18 protein-coding genes are annotated in these 16,980 nt (G+C 74.6%); 12 read left to right on the top strand and 6 right to left on the bottom strand.

The annotated features are described in order from the left end of the window. Window positions 1-32: 32 nt before the first annotated feature. Window positions 33-1,553 carry an MFS transporter gene (locus AB0M46_RS29335; protein ID WP_363341102.1) on the bottom strand — a complete coding sequence of 507 codons (1,521 nt, stop codon included), beginning with the start codon at window positions 1,551-1,553 and terminating at the stop codon, window positions 33-35. 49 nt (window positions 1,554-1,602) lie between these two features. On the opposite strand from AB0M46_RS29335, the gene AB0M46_RS29330 reads away from it, so the two are divergent. Genes AB0M46_RS29330 through AB0M46_RS29320 form a run of 3 tightly spaced genes read left to right on the top strand, consistent with a single transcriptional unit; the run spans window position 1,603 to window position 3,712 of the window. Further along, the gene (locus AB0M46_RS29330; RefSeq protein ID WP_363341100.1) at window positions 1,603-2,349 is read left to right on the top strand and encodes a TetR/AcrR family transcriptional regulator; all 747 of its coding nucleotides are present in this window, start codon (window positions 1,603-1,605) and stop codon (window positions 2,347-2,349) included. Continuing rightward, complete coding sequence (locus tag AB0M46_RS29325) at window positions 2,346-2,900, top strand: hypothetical protein (RefSeq protein WP_363341098.1); 555 nt, start codon at window positions 2,346-2,348, stop codon at window positions 2,898-2,900. The genes AB0M46_RS29330 and AB0M46_RS29325 overlap by 4 nt, the downstream gene beginning before the upstream one ends. After that, the gene (locus AB0M46_RS29320) at window positions 2,897-3,712 is read left to right on the top strand and encodes a DUF1028 domain-containing protein (RefSeq protein ID WP_363341096.1); all 816 of its coding nucleotides are present in this window, start codon (window positions 2,897-2,899) and stop codon (window positions 3,710-3,712) included. Before AB0M46_RS29325 ends, AB0M46_RS29320 begins: the two co-directional genes overlap by 4 nt. Window positions 3,713-3,924: 212 nt before the next feature. On the opposite strand, the gene AB0M46_RS29315 is transcribed toward AB0M46_RS29320, so the two are convergent. Continuing rightward, window positions 3,925-4,830, bottom strand: a complete 906-nt coding sequence (locus tag AB0M46_RS29315) for a LysR substrate-binding domain-containing protein (RefSeq protein ID WP_363341094.1) — start codon at window positions 4,828-4,830, stop codon at window positions 3,925-3,927. An 83-nt stretch (window positions 4,831-4,913) separates the two neighbouring features. On the opposite strand from AB0M46_RS29315, the gene AB0M46_RS29310 reads away from it, so the two are divergent. Beyond that, window positions 4,914-6,224, top strand: coding sequence for an aspartate aminotransferase family protein (locus tag AB0M46_RS29310; RefSeq protein WP_363341092.1), 1,311 nt, complete (start codon window positions 4,914-4,916; stop codon window positions 6,222-6,224). Here AB0M46_RS29310 and AB0M46_RS29305 read toward each other — a convergent pair. Both AB0M46_RS29305 and AB0M46_RS29300 read right to left on the bottom strand, forming a co-directional pair. Continuing rightward, entirely contained in the window at window positions 6,221-6,850 is a 630-nt protein-coding gene (locus AB0M46_RS29305; protein WP_363341090.1) for a response regulator transcription factor, read from the bottom strand. The genes AB0M46_RS29310 and AB0M46_RS29305 overlap by 4 nt on opposite strands. After that, window positions 6,843-7,973 (bottom strand): GAF domain-containing sensor histidine kinase, encoded by a 1,131-nt coding sequence (locus tag AB0M46_RS29300; protein WP_363341088.1) that lies wholly within the window; start codon window positions 7,971-7,973, stop codon window positions 6,843-6,845. The genes AB0M46_RS29305 and AB0M46_RS29300 overlap by 8 nt, the downstream gene beginning before the upstream one ends. A 117-nt stretch (window positions 7,974-8,090) precedes the next feature. Here AB0M46_RS29300 and AB0M46_RS29295 point away from each other — a divergent pair, with 117 nt between their 5' ends. Together AB0M46_RS29295 and AB0M46_RS29290 are read left to right on the top strand one after the other, a co-directional pair. After that, window positions 8,091-8,747: an SDR family oxidoreductase gene (locus AB0M46_RS29295; RefSeq protein WP_363341086.1), complete on the top strand. Its 657-nt coding sequence runs from the start codon at window positions 8,091-8,093 to the stop codon at window positions 8,745-8,747. Further along, window positions 8,744-9,745, top strand: a complete 1,002-nt coding sequence (locus tag AB0M46_RS29290) for an S-adenosylmethionine:tRNA ribosyltransferase-isomerase (protein WP_363341084.1) — start codon at window positions 8,744-8,746, stop codon at window positions 9,743-9,745. The genes AB0M46_RS29295 and AB0M46_RS29290 overlap by 4 nt, the downstream gene beginning before the upstream one ends. A 160-nt stretch (window positions 9,746-9,905) precedes the next feature. Here AB0M46_RS29290 and AB0M46_RS29285 read toward each other — a convergent pair whose 3' ends face one another. Continuing rightward, window positions 9,906-10,373 carry a hypothetical protein gene (locus AB0M46_RS29285; RefSeq protein ID WP_363341082.1) on the bottom strand — a complete coding sequence of 156 codons (468 nt, stop codon included), beginning with the start codon at window positions 10,371-10,373 and terminating at the stop codon, window positions 9,906-9,908. Between the two features lie 74 nt (window positions 10,374-10,447). On the opposite strand from AB0M46_RS29285, the gene AB0M46_RS29280 reads away from it, so the two are divergent. Genes AB0M46_RS29280 through AB0M46_RS29270 form a run of 3 tightly spaced genes read left to right on the top strand, consistent with a single transcriptional unit; the run spans window position 10,448 to window position 12,331 of the window. Beyond that, window positions 10,448-10,924, top strand: coding sequence for a MarR family transcriptional regulator (locus AB0M46_RS29280; RefSeq protein ID WP_363341080.1), 477 nt, complete (start codon window positions 10,448-10,450; stop codon window positions 10,922-10,924). Continuing rightward, the gene (locus AB0M46_RS29275; RefSeq protein ID WP_363341078.1) at window positions 10,902-11,321 is read left to right on the top strand and encodes an organic hydroperoxide resistance protein; all 420 of its coding nucleotides are present in this window, start codon (window positions 10,902-10,904) and stop codon (window positions 11,319-11,321) included. The genes AB0M46_RS29280 and AB0M46_RS29275 overlap by 23 nt, the downstream gene beginning before the upstream one ends. Further along, window positions 11,318-12,331 (top strand): NADP-dependent oxidoreductase, encoded by a 1,014-nt coding sequence (locus AB0M46_RS29270; protein WP_363341076.1) that lies wholly within the window; start codon window positions 11,318-11,320, stop codon window positions 12,329-12,331. The genes AB0M46_RS29275 and AB0M46_RS29270 overlap by 4 nt, the downstream gene beginning before the upstream one ends. Here AB0M46_RS29270 and AB0M46_RS29265 read toward each other — a convergent pair. After that, complete coding sequence (locus tag AB0M46_RS29265) at window positions 12,315-13,790, bottom strand: hypothetical protein (protein ID WP_363341074.1); 1,476 nt, start codon at window positions 13,788-13,790, stop codon at window positions 12,315-12,317. The genes AB0M46_RS29270 and AB0M46_RS29265 overlap by 17 nt on opposite strands. 93 nt (window positions 13,791-13,883) lie before the next feature. On the opposite strand from AB0M46_RS29265, the gene AB0M46_RS29260 reads away from it, so the two are divergent. The 3 genes from AB0M46_RS29260 to AB0M46_RS29250 all read left to right on the top strand — a co-directional run bounded on the left by AB0M46_RS29260 (window position 13,884) and on the right by AB0M46_RS29250 (window position 16,955). Further along, the gene (locus AB0M46_RS29260) at window positions 13,884-14,432 is read left to right on the top strand and encodes a hypothetical protein (RefSeq protein WP_363341072.1); all 549 of its coding nucleotides are present in this window, start codon (window positions 13,884-13,886) and stop codon (window positions 14,430-14,432) included. Window positions 14,433-14,550: 118 nt separating this feature from the next. Continuing rightward, a complete protein-coding gene (locus AB0M46_RS29255; RefSeq protein ID WP_363341070.1) occupies window positions 14,551-15,924 on the top strand; it encodes a cytochrome ubiquinol oxidase subunit I in 1,374 nt (457 codons plus the stop codon). Next, complete coding sequence (locus AB0M46_RS29250; protein ID WP_363341068.1) at window positions 15,924-16,955, top strand: cytochrome d ubiquinol oxidase subunit II; 1,032 nt, start codon at window positions 15,924-15,926, stop codon at window positions 16,953-16,955. The genes AB0M46_RS29255 and AB0M46_RS29250 overlap by 1 nt, the downstream gene beginning before the upstream one ends. Window positions 16,956-16,980 lie beyond the last annotated feature (25 nt).

Below are 16,980 nucleotides of genomic sequence, written 5' to 3'. Positions count from 1 at the left end.
CGCTTTTCCCTGATTCCCCGCCGTGGCCTGGGCTAACCCGTAACTCTCGCCCCACGCACCTCCTCCGGCGCATCGATCACAGCGCCCTCAGCCGGCGCGCTGTCCTGCCGGGCGCTGGCGGGTCCGCCCTCGGCTGGCGCGCTGTCCTCCCGGGCCCTGGCGGGCAGCAGGAAGCACAGGCCGCCGGCGAGCGCGAGCAACCCGAGCTCCAGCCACAGCACCCGCTCGAAGGAGCCGGTGAACGACGACGGGCCCACCCAGGAGAAGAACGCGGTGCCGAGCACGGCCACCCCGATCGCCCCGCCGATCTGCTGGGCCGCGGTCAGGGTGCCCGAGGCCGAGCCGACCTCGTGCTCGTCGACGGCCGCGAGGACGAGGTCGAAATACGGGGCCATGGAGGCGCCCATGCCGATGCCGAGCAGCAGCAGGGCCGGCACCAGGGGCCACGGCGTCGCCGGGCCGCCGGCCACGGCCAGGGTCGCCAGCAGGGTGCCGACGGAGAGGGCCACGACCCCGGTGCCGGCGACGAGCAGCCGCCGCCCGCCGAGGCGCCGGCCCAGCGCCTGGGCCGCGACCGCGCCCACCGCGGTGCCGAACGCCCACGGCGACTGGGCGAGACCGGCGCGCAGCGGGGTGTAGCCGAGGCCGGCCTGGAGGTACACGCTGAGCACGAGGGTCAGGCCCATCATCCCGGCGAACAGGATCAGCCCGACCAGCAGGCCCGCGTTGAAGCGCCGCTTGGCCAGCAGGGACGGCTCGACCAGGGGGCTGCGCCCGGCCCGCACCCGGCCCCGCTCGTAGCGCTGGAACGCCGCGAACGCCGGCAGCGAGGCCGCCATGGCCGCCCAGCACCACCACGGCCAGCCCAGCTCGTGCCCCTGCACCAGCGGGAAGACGAGCAGCAGCAGCGCGGCGCCGAGCAGCGCGGTGCCCGGCAGGTCGAGGCGCGGGGCGTCGCGCTCGGCGGGCTCCCGCGGCAGCACGAGGGCGGCGCCGGCCAGCGCGGCCAGGCCGACCGGCAGGTTGACCAGGAAGATCATCCGCCAGCCGGTGCCGAAGAGGTCGGCGTCGACGAGCACGCCGGCGAGGATCGGGCCGCAGACCGCCGACAGCCCCATCACCGGGCCGAACGCGCCGAACGCGGCGCCGAGCTTCTCGGGCGGGAAGGCGGCCTTGATCAGGCCCAGCCCCTGCGGGATCAGCACCGCGCCGAAGAGGCCCTGCAGGACCCGGGCGGCGACCAGCCAGGCCGGGCCGGGACTCACGGCGCACAGCAGCGACATGAGGGTGAAGCCGGCCGCGCCGACCAGGAACATCCGGCGGCGGCCGAAGACGTCGCCGAGGCGGCCGCCGGTGACGAGGCCGACGGCGAACGCGAGCGTGTAGCCGGCGGCGAGCCACTGCAGGAACGCGGTGCCGCCGCCGAGATCGGCGCGGATGGACGGGCCGGCGATGGCGATGATCGTGGCGTCGAGGAGGTCCATGACCTCGGCGGCGAGGACGACGGCGAGGACGGCCCAGGGCATCTGTTTCGAACGCTGTTCGTAAGGCACGAACACCGTTCTACGTGCGAACGGCGTTCGTGTCAAGTAGGATTGCCGGGTGCCGTCAGCCGCCATCCCCGCCCCACCGTGGCGGGCGCCGAAGAAGCCCCCGGCCGCCCGCCAGCCCCTGAGTGCCGGGGCGGTGCTGAGCACGGCCCTGCGCCTCGTCGACCGCGACGGCCTCGACGCGCTGAGCATGCGGCGCGTGGCCCAGGAGCTCGGCACCGGCGCCGCTTCGCTGTATGCGTACTTCGCCAACAAGGACGAGCTGCTCGAGCAGCTCCTCGACCGGGTCATCGGCGACATCCCGCTGCCGTCGGACGCCGCGCCCGACTGGATCGCCGAGGTCAAGCGCAGCTGCTACGCCAGCCGCGACGTCTTCTGCGCCCACCGCGACCTCGTCAAGGTCGCCCGCGGCAGCATCCCGATCGGCCCCAACTCGCTGCGCTACACCGAGGCGATGCTGGCCGTGCTGCGCGGGGCCGGCATCCCCGACCGCATCGCCGCCTGGGGCATGGACCAGCTGTCGATGGTCATCGTCGCCGACGCCGCCGAGTCGGCCGCGCACGCCGAGCGGGGCCACGGCGCCGAGGCCGACAGCGCGCCGTACCTCAACCAGATCCGCGACTACCTCGCCGCCCTGCCCATCGACGAGTTCCCCAACCTCGTGGCCATGGCCCCGGCGATGGTCGAGGGCAGCGGCGACGAGCGGTTCTCGTTCGCCATCGACCTCATGGTCGACGGGCTGGCCCGCCACGCCCGCACCGACCTGCGCGACTACGCGCACGACGGGGGTGCCGAGTGACCGCCATCGTCGGCCTCGTGCACCGGGGCACCGTCTACGTCGGCGGCGACAGCGCCGGGGCGTCCGGCTGGAGCCTCACCGTCCGCGCCGACAGCAAGGTCTTCCACAACAACGGATACCTCTTCGGCTTCACCACCTCCTTCCGGATGGGCCAGCTGATCCGGTACTCCCTGAAGCCCCCGAAGCCGGTCGGCGACCTGGACCGGTTCATGGCCACCAAGTTCATCGACGCCGTGCGCGAGTGCCTCAAGGCCGGCGGCTGGGCCCGCCGCGACAGCGAGCGCGAGGAGGGCGGCACCTTCCTGGTCGGGGTCAAGGGCCGGCTCTTCACGGTCCACGACGACTACCAGGTGGCCGAGGCCGCCGACGGGTATGCCGCGGTCGGCGTCGGCGACGAGATCGCCCTCGGCGCCCTCTTCGCCACCGCCCAGTCCCGCATGGCGCCGCAGCGGCGCGTCGAGACCGCCCTGCGCGCCGCCGAACGGTTCAGCGCCGGCGTCCGCGGCCCCTTCGTCTGCCTGTCCCAGCCGCCGGGAGTGAGCGCGGAATGACCTTCTCGATCGTCGGGCGCTGCGCCGACGGGCAGTCCCTCGGCGTCGCCGTGGCCAGCAAGTTCCTCGCCGTCGGGGCCGCCGTCCCGGCCGCCGAGGCCGCCGTCGGGGCGATCGCCACGCAGGCGTTGGCCAACCTGGCGTACCGTCCCCAGGGCCTCGCCCTGCTGCGCACCGGCACCGCCGCCGCCGACGTGGTGGCCGGCCTCCTCGCCGCCGACGCGGGCCGCGCCGGCCGCCAGCTCGGCGTGGTCGGCCCGACCGGCGACGGCGCCACCTACACGGGCGACGAGTGCTTCGACTGGGCCGGCGGCGTGTCCGGCGACGGCTACGCGATCCAGGGCAACATCCTGGCCGGCCCGGCCGTCGTCGCCGAGATGGAGCGGGCCTGGCTGGCCGGGCCCGGGCTGCCGCTGGCCCGCCGCCTGCACGCCGCCCTGGCCGCCGGGGACGCCGCGGGCGGGGACAGCCGCGGCCGGCAGAGCGCCGCGATCCTGGTCGTGCGCCCGGGCGCCGGATACGGCGGCCTGAGCGACGTCGAGGTCGACCTGCGCGTCGACGACGACCCGGACCCGGTGACCCGGATCGGGGCCTTGATAAGCCTCTGGGAGCTGTACTTCGGCAAGCCCGACCCCGCCACGCTGCTGCCCCTGGAGGGGGAGCTGGCCGACGAGGTGCGCGACCGGCTGGCCGCGCTCGGCCACGCCGACCTGGCCGCCTGGGCCGGCATCGAGAACCTCGAGGAGCGGCTCGTCGACGGCGCCATCGACCCGCTGGTGCTGGCCCGGCTGCGCGCGGCCGAGCCAAGGTAGCCCGCGCCCGTAAAGTCCGGTTTACGGATAAGTCGGGCACTCCGTGCCACGACTTATCCGACTTATACCCCGGCAGGTCATAAGTCCGAAATGTCGCGGCGCGCAGTGCCCGATATTTCGGGCAGAACGTCAGCAGTACGGCTATATCGCCTGTCAGGGTATAAATCCGATAAGTCGTGGCGCGCCAGCGCCCGACTTATCGGGATTCGGGCTTATCGCCCCCGGTGGGGAGCCGTCTCCGTGAGCGCTGCCAGCAGGGCGGTCAGCGGCGGGCGGCTCGCGGTCGTCGAGCGCACCGCTGCCGTGATGCGCCGCTGCAAAGGCTCGCGCAGCGGGTGCGCGGCCACCTCGTAGCGCGGATCCACGGCCAGCTCCGGCAGCAGCGTCACCGACAGGCCCGCCTCCACGTGGGCGAGGAGCGGACCGTACGAGGCGAAGAGCGCCCCGATGTCCGGCTCGAACCCCGCCCGCCGGCACGCCCGCGTGATGAGCGTGTGCGTCCACGTCCCGGGGCGCTCCGCCGACCACACTGCCCCGGCGTGGGACGCCAGGTCCACCGGGGCGCCGGACGGCGGGGCGGAGGCGGCGGTCACCAGCACGACCCGGTCCGTGGCCAGCGAGGTGTGCCGCACGTCCTCGTCGACCGGGGACGAGCCGTCGAAGAGGTCCGCGGTCACCACCACGTCGCAATCGCCGCGGCGCAGGGCCGGCAGGCTCTCCGACGGGTCCAGCTCCCGCACGTCGACCCGCAGGCCGGGGTGGCGGCGGCGCAGGAGCAGCGCGGCGGCCAGGACGAAGGTGTTGGCGGCGCTGGTGAAGGCGCCCACCGTGATCCGTCCGGCCGGGGCGCCGGCGTCGTCGAGCGCGGCCAGCTCGGCTCGCGCGGCGTCCATCTGGTCGAGGATCGCGCGGGCGTGCCGGGCCAGGGCCTCGCCCGCCCCGGTCAGGCGCAGGCGCCGCCCAGCGCGCTCGAACAGGCGGGCGCCGGCTTCCCGCTCCAGCACCGCGAGCTGCTGCGAGACCGTGGACGGGCTCAGGTGGGCGGCCCGGGCGACCGCGCGGACCGTGCCGAGCGTGGCCAGGTCGCCGAGCAGCTTGAGGCGCCAGGGGTCGAGCACTCGAGCACTGTACGGCAGAACCGGACAAGCTGTGCGGGAACGTGTGCTGGAGATGGACACTCCGCGCGCCCTACCGTCGGGGCATGACGGACTTCTGGAGCGACGTCGAGCGGCACGTGGTGCGCTACGGCGGGGCGTTCACGCCGGAGATCATCGCCCGGGCCGAGGGCAGCCACGTGATCACCGAGGACGGGCGGCGCATCCTCGACTTCACCTCGGGGCAGATGAGCGCCATCCTCGGCCACGCCCACCCGGAGATCGTGGCCACCGTGCGGCGCCAGGTGGCCGAGCTCGACCACGTGTTCAGCGGCATGCTGTCGCGGCCCGTGGTGGACCTGTCCCGGCGGCTGGCCGAGTCGCTGGGGGCGGCCCAGGCCGCGATCGACCCGGCGGCCGACCAGCTGGAGAAGGTGCTGCTGCTCACCACCGGCGCCGAGTCCAACGAGGCCGCGCTGCGCATGGCCAAGCTCGTCACCGGCGGCCACGAGATCGTGTCGTTCGCGCGGTCCTGGCACGGAATGACGCAGGCCGCGGCCGGGGCCACGTACAGCGCCGGGCGCCGCGGCTACGGCCCGGCCGCCCCCGGCAACTTCGCCATCCCGGTGCCCAATGCCTACCGGCCCGACTTCACCACCCCCGACGGGCGGCTGGACTGGCAGCGCCAGCTCGACCACGCGTTCGAGCTCTTCGACGCCCAGTCCGTCGGCGCGCCGGCCGCCTGCCTGGTGGAGCCGATCCTCAGCTCCGGCGGGGTGATCGAGCCGCCGATGGGGTACCTCGCCGCGCTGCGGCGCAAGTGCCGGGAGCGCGGCATGCTGCTCATCCTCGACGAGGCGCAGACCGGGCTGTGCCGCACCGGCACGTGGTACGCCTTCCAGCGCGACGGCGTGGTGCCCGACATCATCACGCTGTCCAAGACGCTGGGCGCCGGGCTGCCGCTCGCCGCCGTGGTCACCACCGCGGCGATCGAGCAGGCCGCGCACGAGCGCGGGTTCCTGTTCTACACCACGCACGTGAGCGACCCGCTGCCCGCCGCGGTCGGCAACACCGTGCTCGACATCCTCGAGCGGGACGGTCTCGACCAGCGCGCCGCCAAGCTCGGCGACCAGCTGCGGCGCGGGCTGCTCGAGCTGCGCGACCGGCACGACACGGTCGGCGACGTGCGCGGGCGCGGGCTGCTGCAGGGCCTCGAGCTCGTCGCCGGGGGAACCGACACGGACCGGCTCGGCGCCGAGGTGACCCGCCGCTGCCTGGAGCTCGGGCTGCACATGAACGTGGTGCAGCTGCCGGGCATGGGCGGGACGTTCCGCATCGCGCCGCCGCTGACCAGCAGCGAGGAGGAGATCGCGCGCGGGGTGGAGATCCTGGACCGGGCGATCACCGAGGCGAGCTAATCGAGGCCCGTGCGGACCGCGTACAGGGCGGCCTGGGTGCGGTCCTGCACGCCCAGCTTGGTCAGGATCGCGCTCACGTGGGTCTTCACGGTCTTCTCGGCCAGGCCCAGGGCGCGGGCGATCTCGCGGTTGGAGCGGCCCCGGGCGACCTCGGCCAGCACCTCGCGCTCCCGCGCGGTCAGGTGGGTGGCCTCGGGCGGCGGGCCGGCCTCGGCCAGCAGGCGGGCCACGTCCGGGTGCAGCAGGACGTGGCCGGCGTGCACGGCGCGGATGGCGGCGGCCAGCGCGGGTGGGTCGATGTCCTTGTACACGTAGCCGGGCGCGCCCGCGCGCACGGCCGGCAGGACGGCGGCCGGCTCGGTGAAGCTCGTGATGACGAGGACCCGCCCCGAGAAGCCCGGGAGGTCGCGCAGGTCGTGCAGGGCCGCGACGCCGTCGCCGCCCGGCATGCGCAGGTCCAGCAGGATGACGTCCGGGTCGGTGCGGCGGGCCTCGGCCACGCACGACGCGCTGTCCTGGGCCTCGCCGACCACCTCGATGTCGTCCTGCAGGTCCAGGAAGGTGCGCAGGCCTTGCCGTACCACGGGATGGTCATCGACGACGAGGACCCGGATCGGGTCAGGCACCCGGCACCTCCAGCGTGACGACGGTGCCCTCGCCCGGCGCCGAGCGGACCAGCAGGCGGCCGCCGACCGCGCGGGCGCGCTCGCGCATCGAGGCCAGGCCGAGCCGGGGCTGCGCGGGCGCGGCGCCCCGCACGTCGAAGCCCCGCCCGTCGTCGGCCACCGTCAGGACCACGCCCGGGCCGGCGCGGCGCAGCTCCACCGCGACCCGCGCGGCGCCCGCGTGCCGCAGCGCGTTGTGCAGGGCCTCCTGGGCGATCCGGTACGCCGCCTCCTCGCGCGCGGCGGGCAGCCGCGGCACGGCGTCGGCGGCGAACGAGACCTTCGCGTCGTGCACCCGGTCCAGCAGGTCGGCCTGGCGCTGCAGCGCGGCCGGCAGCCCGTCGCCGGCCAGGTCGACCGGGCGCAGGCCGTCCACGATGGACCTGAGCTCGGCCGTGGCCTCCGCGGCCAGGCGGCGCACGATGTCCAGCTCGGCGGCGGCGCGGGCCGGGTCGCGGGTCACCAGGGCGGCGGCCGCCTCCGCGGTCAGGCGCAGGCTGAAGAGCTTCTGCGTCACCGCGTCGTGCAGCTCGCGGGCGATGCGCTGGCGTTCCTCCACGATGGACAGTTCCCGGCCGCGCTCGTAGAGGCGGGCGTTGACGATGGCGATCGCGGCGTGCGTGGCCAGCAGCTTGAGCAGCTCCTGGTCGTCGGCGTCGAACCCGCCGCCGGCGATCTTGTTGGCCAGGAAGATCTCGCCCAGGATCTCGGTGCCGTCGATGATCGGCATGCCGAGGAAGTCCACCATCTCCGGGTGGGTGGCCGGCCAGCCCTCGAACCGCGGGTGGGTGCGGATGTCGGCCGAGCGCACCGGGGCCGGGTCGCGCAGCATCGCGCCCAGCAGGCCGTGCTGGCGCGGGATCGGGCCGATCGTGCGCCACTGCTCGGCGGTGAGGCCGTCGGCCAGGAACTCGCGGAACGAGCCGCTGCTGTCGGGGATGCCCAGCGCCGCGTACTGGGCGCCGAGCAGCCGCCGCGCCGCCGAGACGATGGTCTGCAGGACCTCGCGCACCGAGAGGTGGGCGGTGACGGCCAGCACCGCCGCGCTCACCTCGCGCAGCTCCTCGCGATCGCAGCCGGCCACGCTTTCCACGGTACCGATGCCGGCTTTCGGTTTTGAAGGACTTAGGACCAAGGACCTAGGCGCCGCCCCGTCCGCGGCCCGATGGCATGCGCCCGGCGGCTCCATAGCGTCGGGAGTATGGAACGCAACAGCACCGCCATCGTCACCGGCGTCTCGCGCGGGCTCGGGCGGGCCGTCGCCGAGGCGCTCGCGGCCGAGGGCTGGACCGTGGTCGGCGACGGGCGCACGCTCACCGGCGAACCGCACGACGGGCTGATCCCCGTGCCCGGGGACGTCACCGACTCGTGGCACCGCGTGCTGCTTGTCGAGACCGCGCTGGAGACCGGGCGGCTCGACCTGCTCGTCAACAACGCCGGCATCCTCGGGCCGAGCCCGCGGCCGGCGCTGGCCGACTACCCGCCCGGCGCGCTGCGCGACGTGCTCGAGGTCAACCTCCTCGCCCCGCTCGCCCTGACCCAGCTGGCGCTGCCGGCCCTGCGCGAGCACGGCGGCGCGGTCGTCAACGTCAGCTCCGACGCCGCCGTCGCCGCCTACCCGGGCTGGGGCGGCTACGGCGCGGCGAAGGCGGCCGTGGAGCAGTGCAGCAACGTGCTCGCGGCCGAGGAGCCGAAGGTGCGGGTCTGGTGGGTCGACCCCGGCGACCTGCGCACCCGGATGCACGAGGAGGCGTTCCCCGGCGAGGACATCAGCGACCGGCCGCTGCCCGAGACGGTCACCCCGGCGCTGCTCGACCTGCTGCGGCGGCGACCGGAGTCGGGCCGGGTGCGGCTGTGACGGCCGCGGTCGACTTCGAGCTGCCGGCCCGGCTCGAGGCCCACGAGCCGCCGGAGGCGCGCGGGCTGGCCCGGGACGAGGTGCGGCTGCTCGCCGGCCGCCCGTCGGGGGTGTCGCACCACCGCTTCGCCGAGCTGCCCGCGCTGCTGCGGGCCGGGGACGTGCTGGTGGTCAACACCTCCGGGACGCTGGCGGCGGCGGTCGGCGTCGTGGGCGTACCGATGCGGCTGCACTTCTCGACGCGGCTGGCCGACGGGCGGTGGGCGGTCGAGGTGCGCGGCCGGGACCTGCGGCCGCTGCCGGGGCGGGCCGGGGAGCTGCGGCTGCCCGGCGGGGCGAGCGTGACGCTGGAGGAGCCCTACACGCGGGGGCGCCTGTGGTCGGCCACCGTGCGCGCGCCGCTGCCCGTTCCCGACTATCTGCGGCGGTACGGCCACCCGATCCGCTACCCGTACGTGCGCCGCGAGTGGCCGCTGTCGGCGTACCAGACGGTGTTCGCGACCGTGCCCGGCAGCGCCGAGATGCCCAGCGCGGCCCGCCCGTTCAGCGAGCGGGTGGTCACCCGGCTCGTCGCGGCCGGCGTGCAGTTCGCCCCGCTGCTGCTGCACACCGGGGTGGCCTCGCCGGAGGCGCACGAGCGGCCGTACCCGGAGTGGTTCTCGGTCCCGGCCGCGACCGCGCGCGTGGTCAACGACGCCCGGGCGGCCGGCGGGCGGGTCGTCGCGGTGGGCACGACGGCGGTGCGGGCGCTGGAGAGCGCCGTCACGGACGGGACCGTCACGGCCCGCGAGGGCTTCACCGACCTGGTGATCACCCCATCCCGGGGCGTACGCGTCGTCGACGGCCTGCTGACCGGCTTCCACGAGCCGTGGGCGTCGCACCTCGACCTGCTGGCCGCGGTCGCCGACCCCTCGACGCTGCGCGAGTGCTACGCCGAGGCGCTGCGCCACGGCTACCTGTGGCACGAGTTCGGCGACGTCAATCTCCTGCTGCGCTAGGGGCTGTTTCATGACTGGGGTGGGAGCGAGGCGGAGTCCAGATTTCGTCTGGTGGTGGCCCGCGGGAGCCAGGCTACCGGTGTTGTAACCGGGCTTCCGCGGGACGCCGCCAGACGGAATCTGGGCCCGCCGCAGCCCCGCCGCAGTCATGAAACAGCCCCTAAACGTCGTGCGTCTCCGCGCGGGCGATCTCGGTGAAGGCCAGCTCCAGGTAGCGGGCGAAGGGCCGCTGCCGCAACAGGTCCGCGATGAGCAGCGGGGCGTTGCGGGCCAGCGCGACCGGTGTCAGCGGCGACTCCTCGTCCGTCTGGATGCCCAGCGCCCCGACCAGCAGGGTCACCATCACCTGCGGGTCGACGTCCTGCCAGGCCGCGGCCGCGCGCACGGCGTGCTCCAGCGCGGCCCGCACGTCGTCGCCGTCCAGGCCGTCCGGGTGGTCCTCCTCCAGCAGGGTGCGCACCACGGCGCCCAGCACCCGGCCGGTCTGCTCCGGGTCGAGGGCGGCCAGGCGCTCGGCCGCGGGCGGGAACGCCTCCGCGTCCTGGGCCGTCGCGGCGGTCACGGCGTCGGTGGCGGCGACGGCGATCGCGCGGGCGGCGGGCGGCAGGTGGCGCCAGGCGGTGGTCATCCACCGAACATAGGGCATTGGCCGGGACCGGTTGCGGCGCGCGGCGGGCGGATTGAGTCGCGCACGATTTAATCGTGCGCTACGGTTGGCGGGTGGACGTCACCCCGCTCGACCGGCAGGTCTGCTTCGCGCTCTACACCGCCACCCGGGCGGTCACCGGGCGCTACCGGCCGCTGCTCGACGCGCTCGGCCTCACCTACCCGCAGTACCTCGTGCTACTCGCGCTGTGGGAGCGCGACGAGCGGACCGTCAAGGACCTCGGCGCGGCGCTGCGGCTGGACTCCAGCACGCTGTCGCCGCTGCTCAAGCGCCTCGAGGCGGCCGGCCTCGTGGCGCGGGAGCGGCGGGCCGACGACGAGCGCTGCGTGACGATCCGGCTCACGGCCCGGGGCGAGGCGCTGCGCGGGCGGGCGGCCGAGGTCCCGGCCCGCCTGATCTGCGACGGCGGGCTCGACGCCGGCGAGATGGCGGAGCTCCGCGACACCCTCGTGCGGCTCACGGCCGCACTCCAGCGACAGGGAGAAATCGATGCAGGTCCTGTATACGGCTGAGGTCACCGCGACCGGCGACGGGCGCAACGGCCACGTCGCCAGCTCCGACGGACTCGTTGACTTCGACGTGGCGACGCCCAAGGAGATGGGCGGCGCGGGCGGCGCCACCAACCCGGAGCAGCTCTTCGCGGCCGGCTTCGCCGCCTGCTACCACAGCGCCCTGCGCGTCGTGGCCCGCCGGGCCGGCGCCTCGGTCGAGGGCTCCCGGGTCGACGCCCGGGTCGGCATCGGGCCGAACGGCGCGGGCGGCTACGGCCTGGAGGTCTGGCTCACGGTGAGCCTGCCGGAGCTGGAGCCCGGCGCGGCCCAGCAGCTCGCCGATGCCGCGCACCAGGTGTGCCCGTATTCCAACGCCACCCGCGGCAACATCGACGTGCACATCGAGGTCGCGAAGTGAGCGAGGTGAACCGGGTCTGGTATCTCGCCGCCCGCCCGACCGGCTTCCCGTCTGCGTCGGACTTCGAGCTGCGCGAGGAGGCGGTACCGCAGCCGGGCCCCGGCCAGGTCGTGGTCCGCAACGACGTCATGTCCGTCGACCCGGCGATGCGCGGCCGGATGAACGACGTGCCCTCCTACGTGGCCCCGTTCCAGCTCGGCGCCCCGCTGGACGGCGGCGCGGTCGGCACCGTGGTGGCGTCGCGCAGCGACACGCTCAAGGTCGGCGACAGCGTGCTGCACGGCCTCGGCTGGCGGGAGTATGCGGTGCTCGACGCCGAGCACGCCCGCGTGGTGGACACCGCGGCCGCCCCGTCGTCGGCCTACCTCGGCGTGCTCGGCATGCCGGGCCTCACCGCCTACGCCGGGCTGCTCGACGTGGCCCGGATGCGCCCCGACGAGACGGTGTTCGTCTCCGGGGCGGCCGGTGCGGTCGGCTCCCTGGTCGGCCAGATCGCCCGGCTGCGCGGCGCGCGGCTGGTGATCGGCTCGGCCGGCTCGGCGGAGAAGGTCCGCTACCTCACCGAGGAGCTCGGCTTCGACGCCGCCTTCAACTATCGCGACGGCGACATCCGCGGCCAGCTCAAGCGCCTCGCCCCGGACGGCATCGACGTGTACTTCGACAACGTCGGCGGCGAGCAGCTGGAGGCGGCGCTGTTCCGGATGAACGTGCACGGGCGGGTCACGGTGTGCGGGGCGATCTCGCAATACAACACCCCGGACGCCACGGGCGTGCGCAACCTGGGCCTGCTCATCAGCAAGCGGGTGAACCTGTACGGCTTCCTGGTGCTCGACCACTGGTCGCGGCGGGAGGCGTTCACCGAGGAGATGACCGGCTGGCTGCGCGAGGACCGGGTGAAGGTGGCGGAGACGTTCGTCGACGGCATCGACCACGCGGTGGACGCGTTCGTGGGCATGCTGCGGGGGGCCAACCTCGGCAAGATGGTGGTCCGGCTCACCGGCGTGGCGTAGCGATCGGCAGGTGGAGCTGGAAGGCCACCTCGCTGTAGCGGATCGTGGGGGGCGTCAGCGCCTGCAGCTGGCGCTCCAGCACGACCTGCAGCTCGCGGGGCGGCGCCTCGGGGCGGGCCATGATGCGCACCTCCACGGGGCGGCTGGGGGCCAGCCGGAACTCCACCATGAGCTCCTCGGTGTGGTGGCGCACGCCGGCGAAGAGCCGGTCGACCACCCGCCTGGCCCGGTCCAGGAAGTCGGCCAGCTCCGCCGGGGTGGTCGCCTGGCGCAGCCGCTCCTCGCTGGTGAGCAGCACGATCCGGCCCGGGTCGCGCGGGGCGTCGGCGGCCGGGCGGGCCGAGCCCCGCAGGTCGCCGCCGGCCATGGTGGTGGCCGCCGGGACGCCGTTGAGCAGGTCCGGCGGCAGCGCGTTGACCGCGTCCGGGCCCGCCCGCAGCTCGGCGGCGGGCGGGTCGGTCGAGGCGGTCCGGAACGCGACCGCGCGCACGGCGCCGTCGGGCAGGCCGATCTCCACCGGGCGGCCGGCCTCCACCGCCTGCAGCAGCCGCGCGTGCATGGCCCCGGTGAGCAGGACCGCGAAGCCGTCCTCGACCTGACGCGAGGTCGGCGCCTGGCCGTTGCCGGAGCCGGGCGCGCCGGCCGCGCCGCGGACGATGAGCAGGAAGTTGCAGGCGAGCCGGGTGGCCCGCTCGCCGCCGGGCGCCACGATCGCGGCCGGGCCGGACTGGCCGGGCGCCCACACGTAGGTCTTCGGGGTGCCGGCGAGGCCCGGGAGGTACGCGCACGCCTCGGGCGCCTCCCGCATGGCGTCGGCCAGCGCGGGCAGGTCCTCGGCCGCGCACGACAGCTCCAGCCGGTCGCCGTCGTGCACCACGTGCAGGAACGGCAGGCTGTAGGCGGGCGCCCGGGACAGCATGGTGGCGGCGCGGAACTCGGCGTCGTCGAGCACCGCGGCGCGGCCGGGCCGGAACCACCACGGGTGCGGGTAATAGCGCTCCTGCGCGCCGAGCAGCGCGAGCACCCGCGCGTGGCCGAAGCGCTGCACCACCGCCGTCTCGCCGCCCAGCAGCGGCAGTGCGATGAGCGGCGGGCGGGGGAGGTCCACTGTGGATGGCAGGGCGGCCGGCGGGTCGGCGTAGACGAAGCCGGTGACCCGCGCGTCGACGTCGACGCCGGGGCGGCCGAAGACGCTCACGTCGCCGGCGTCGACCAGGCGGCCCTCGGCGGCGAAGCGGTGCACCGTGCGGGCCATGGTGAGCGGGTAGCCGGGCGCGGGCGCGCCGGTGCGGGCCACGGCGAAGACCATCTCGCGCTGGCCGTGCCGCTCGAGGCCGTCGGTGGTGTACAGCAGCGCGGGCAGCATCCCGCCGGCCGTGCGGATGCCACCCTCGTCGATGGCGACCGACAGCTCGCCGGGGATGAGGATCTCCCGGCTGACGGGTAACGCGGAGCCCACGGGGCCGATCATGCCATCCGCGCGCAATCTTCCCGCCGGCAGAAACTGGCGCCGAGCGGCGCGGGCAGCGACGATATGAGGATGCGCGTTGGTGTGATGCGTATGACGTCGGTACCGCCGCCCGATTACGTCGCTTTCGTCACCCGTCACCTCGAGCCGCTGCGCCGGGACGCGACGCGGGTGGTCGGCGGCGAGGACGACGCCGACCAGATCTATGCCGACGTGCTCACCGACGTCGCCACCCGCTGGCCCTGGCTGGAACTGCAGCGGACCCGGCTCGGCCAGGCGAGCGCGGCCGAGGACTTCCTCGGCCGGGTGTTCCGGCGGCGCTCGGAGCGCTTCTGGACCGAGGACCGGCAGGACGAGCGCGCCGACGACGACCTGCAGATCACCGTGACGCCCGAGCGGGAGGAGGCGCTCCCGGCCCGGCGCGTCTTCGTGAGCACCGCGGTGCGCCTGGCCCCGATGGTGGTGCCGCGCCGGCCCCGCTCCCGGTTCGTGGCCGACCCGATGGCGGAGGCCGCGATCGCGTGGTGGCACGCCTACGAGAGCATCCGCCGCCGCCGGTTCGTCTACGCCGGCCTCGTGGCCCTCGCGCTGCTGCTCGCGCTGGTGTACGTCTCACCCTCGCCCGAGATGTAGGCACGCCACGTGTAGCGATGCTACTCGTGGATTGCCGGAAAAGTTCCCGAACGTGGTCAACACCGCTTTTGCGCCCGGTGGCGGCCGTGCCCGGGTCCGCCAGGGCTAGAAACGAGGTGTGGAAACGACACTGTCGTACCTTGCGGAGGCGGCCACACCGGGCGATTTCGCCGCCGCCCGCACCCAGATGGCGCTGTCCCTCGGCTGGCACATCATCATCGCCAGCTTCGGCGTCGCCATGCCCGCCATCACCCTCTACATGGAGTGGCGCGGCCATCGCACCGGCGACGTCGAGTACCGGCTGCTGGCCCGCCGCTGGGCCCGCGCCATGGGCGTCCTCTTCGCCGTCGGCGCCGTCTCCGGCACCATCCTCAGCTTCGAGATGGGCCTGCTGTGGCCCGGCCTCATGGGCACCTACGGCCAGGTGATCGGCCTGCCGTTCACCCTCGAGGGGTTCGCCTTCTTCATCGAGGCGATCTTTCTCGGCATCTACCTCTACGGCTGGGACCGGCTGCCGGCCAAGGCTCACATGTGGTCGGCGGTGCCGATCCTGCTCGCCGGGCTCGTCGGCACCTTCTGCGTGGTCAGCGCCAACGCCTGGATGAACCAGCCGAAGGGCTTCGACCTCGTCGACGGGAAGATCACCGGGGTCGACCCGCTCGGCGCCATGTTCAACCCGGCCACCGGCCCCGAGTCGGTGCACATGCTGGTCGCCGCGTTCATGGTCACCGGCTTCTGCATGGCCTCGGTCTACGCCGTCGGCATGCTGCGCGGGCGCACCGACCGCTACCACCGCATCGGTTTCCTGGTGCCGTTCACCGTCGCCGCCGTCATGACCCCGGTGCAGGCCGGCGTCGGCGACTGGGCCGCCCACCACGTCGCCAACTACCAGCCGGTCAAGCTGGCCGCGATGGAGGGGCTGTATCCGACCCAGCGCGGGGCGCCGCTGCACCTCGGCGGGGTCGCGATCGACGGCGAGCTGCGCTACGCCATCGAGATCCCCAACGGCCTGTCGCTGCTGGCCCACTGGGACCCGAATGCCGAGATCCAGGGCCTGGACGCGGTGCCGGAGGACCAGCGGCCGCCGGTCAACATCGCGCACTGGTCGTTCCAGATCATGGTCGGGTCCGGCCTCGCGATGCTCGGCATGGCCGCCGTGTTCGGCGCGCTGTGGTGGCGGCGGCGGGCGTGGCTGACGAACAAGTGGTTCCTGCGCGCCGCCGCGCTGTGCGGCCCGGCCGCCGTGCTCGCCCTGGAGGCCGGCTGGACCACCACCGAGACCGGCCGCCAGCCGTGGGTCGTCTACGGCATCCTGCGCACCCACGACGCGGTGAACACCGCGCCCGGGCTGCGGACCGGCCTGGCCGTGCTCACCGTCGTCTACGCCCTGCTCACCGTGGCCACCGTCTTCGTCCTGCGCCGGCTGGCCCGCGACAAGCCGGTGCCGGTCGCGCCGCAGGAGAGCGACGTCGAGACCTTCCCGGTGCCGTGATGCGTGCCGCCGACGCCCTGCTGGGCGTGCTCTTCGCCGCCGTCACCGCCTACGCCCTCTTCGGCGGCGCCGACTTCGGCGCCGGGTTCTGGGACCTCTTCGCCGGCGGCGCCCGCACCGGCCTGCGCCGCCGCAAGCTCATCGAGCACGCGATCGGCCCCGTGTGGGAGGCCAACCACGTCTGGCTCATCTTCGCCGTCGTGCTGCTGTGGACCGGCTTCCCGGCCGTGTTCGCCGGGGTGGCGGCCACCATGTACATCCCGCTCACCCTCGCGGCGCTCGGCATCATCGGCCGCGGCGCCGGGTTCGCCTTCCGCAAGACCAGCGACACGCTGGCCCGGCAGCGGATCTTCGGCGCCCTGTTCGCGTTCTCCTCGGTGCTCACCCCGTTCTTCTTCGGCGCGGTGGCCGGCGGCATCGCCTCCGGGCGGGTGCCACCGTGGACGGCGGGCCGCGGGGACCTGCTCACCTCGTGGTGGAACCCGACCTCGGTGGCGACCGGGGCGCTGGCCGTGGCGGTGTGCGCCTACCTGGCCGCGGTGTTCCTGACGTTCGACGCGAAACGGGAAGACCCGGCACTGGTACCGCAGCTGCGCCGCCTCGCCCTGTGGGCCGGGGCCGCCACGGGGGTGCTGGCCGTGGCCGGGCTGTTCGTCGTGCGGCTGGACGCCGGATGGCTCGCCGACCGGCTCTCGCGGCCGGTGCCGGCCGCGCTCATCGCCGTCTCCGCCCTGGCCGGGCTCGCCTCGATCGGGCTGCTGGCCGCCGGGCGGTACGTGGCCGTGCGGGTCACCGGCGGGCTCGCGGCCGCCGCGGTGCTGTGGGGGTGGGCCGCCGCGCAGTACCCCTACCTGCTCCCGCCGGCCACGACGGTCGACGCGACGGCGGCCACCCCGGCCGTGATGCGCGCCACCCTGTGGGCCGTCCTGGCCGGTGTGGCGATTCTGGCACCGTCGCTGTGGTGGCTTTTCCGGCTGTTTCAGGCGCCGATGCGCGATTCGTCCGGTCCGGCGGCAGGCGGCGATCGTTGACGAATGCTGCTAGTGTCCGCCGCAG

Source organism: Dactylosporangium sp. NPDC051485 (genome assembly GCF_040682015.1).
Taxonomy (GTDB): domain Bacteria; phylum Actinomycetota; class Actinomycetes; order Mycobacteriales; family Micromonosporaceae; genus Dactylosporangium.
This window is presented reverse-complemented; position numbering and strand designations above follow the sequence as displayed.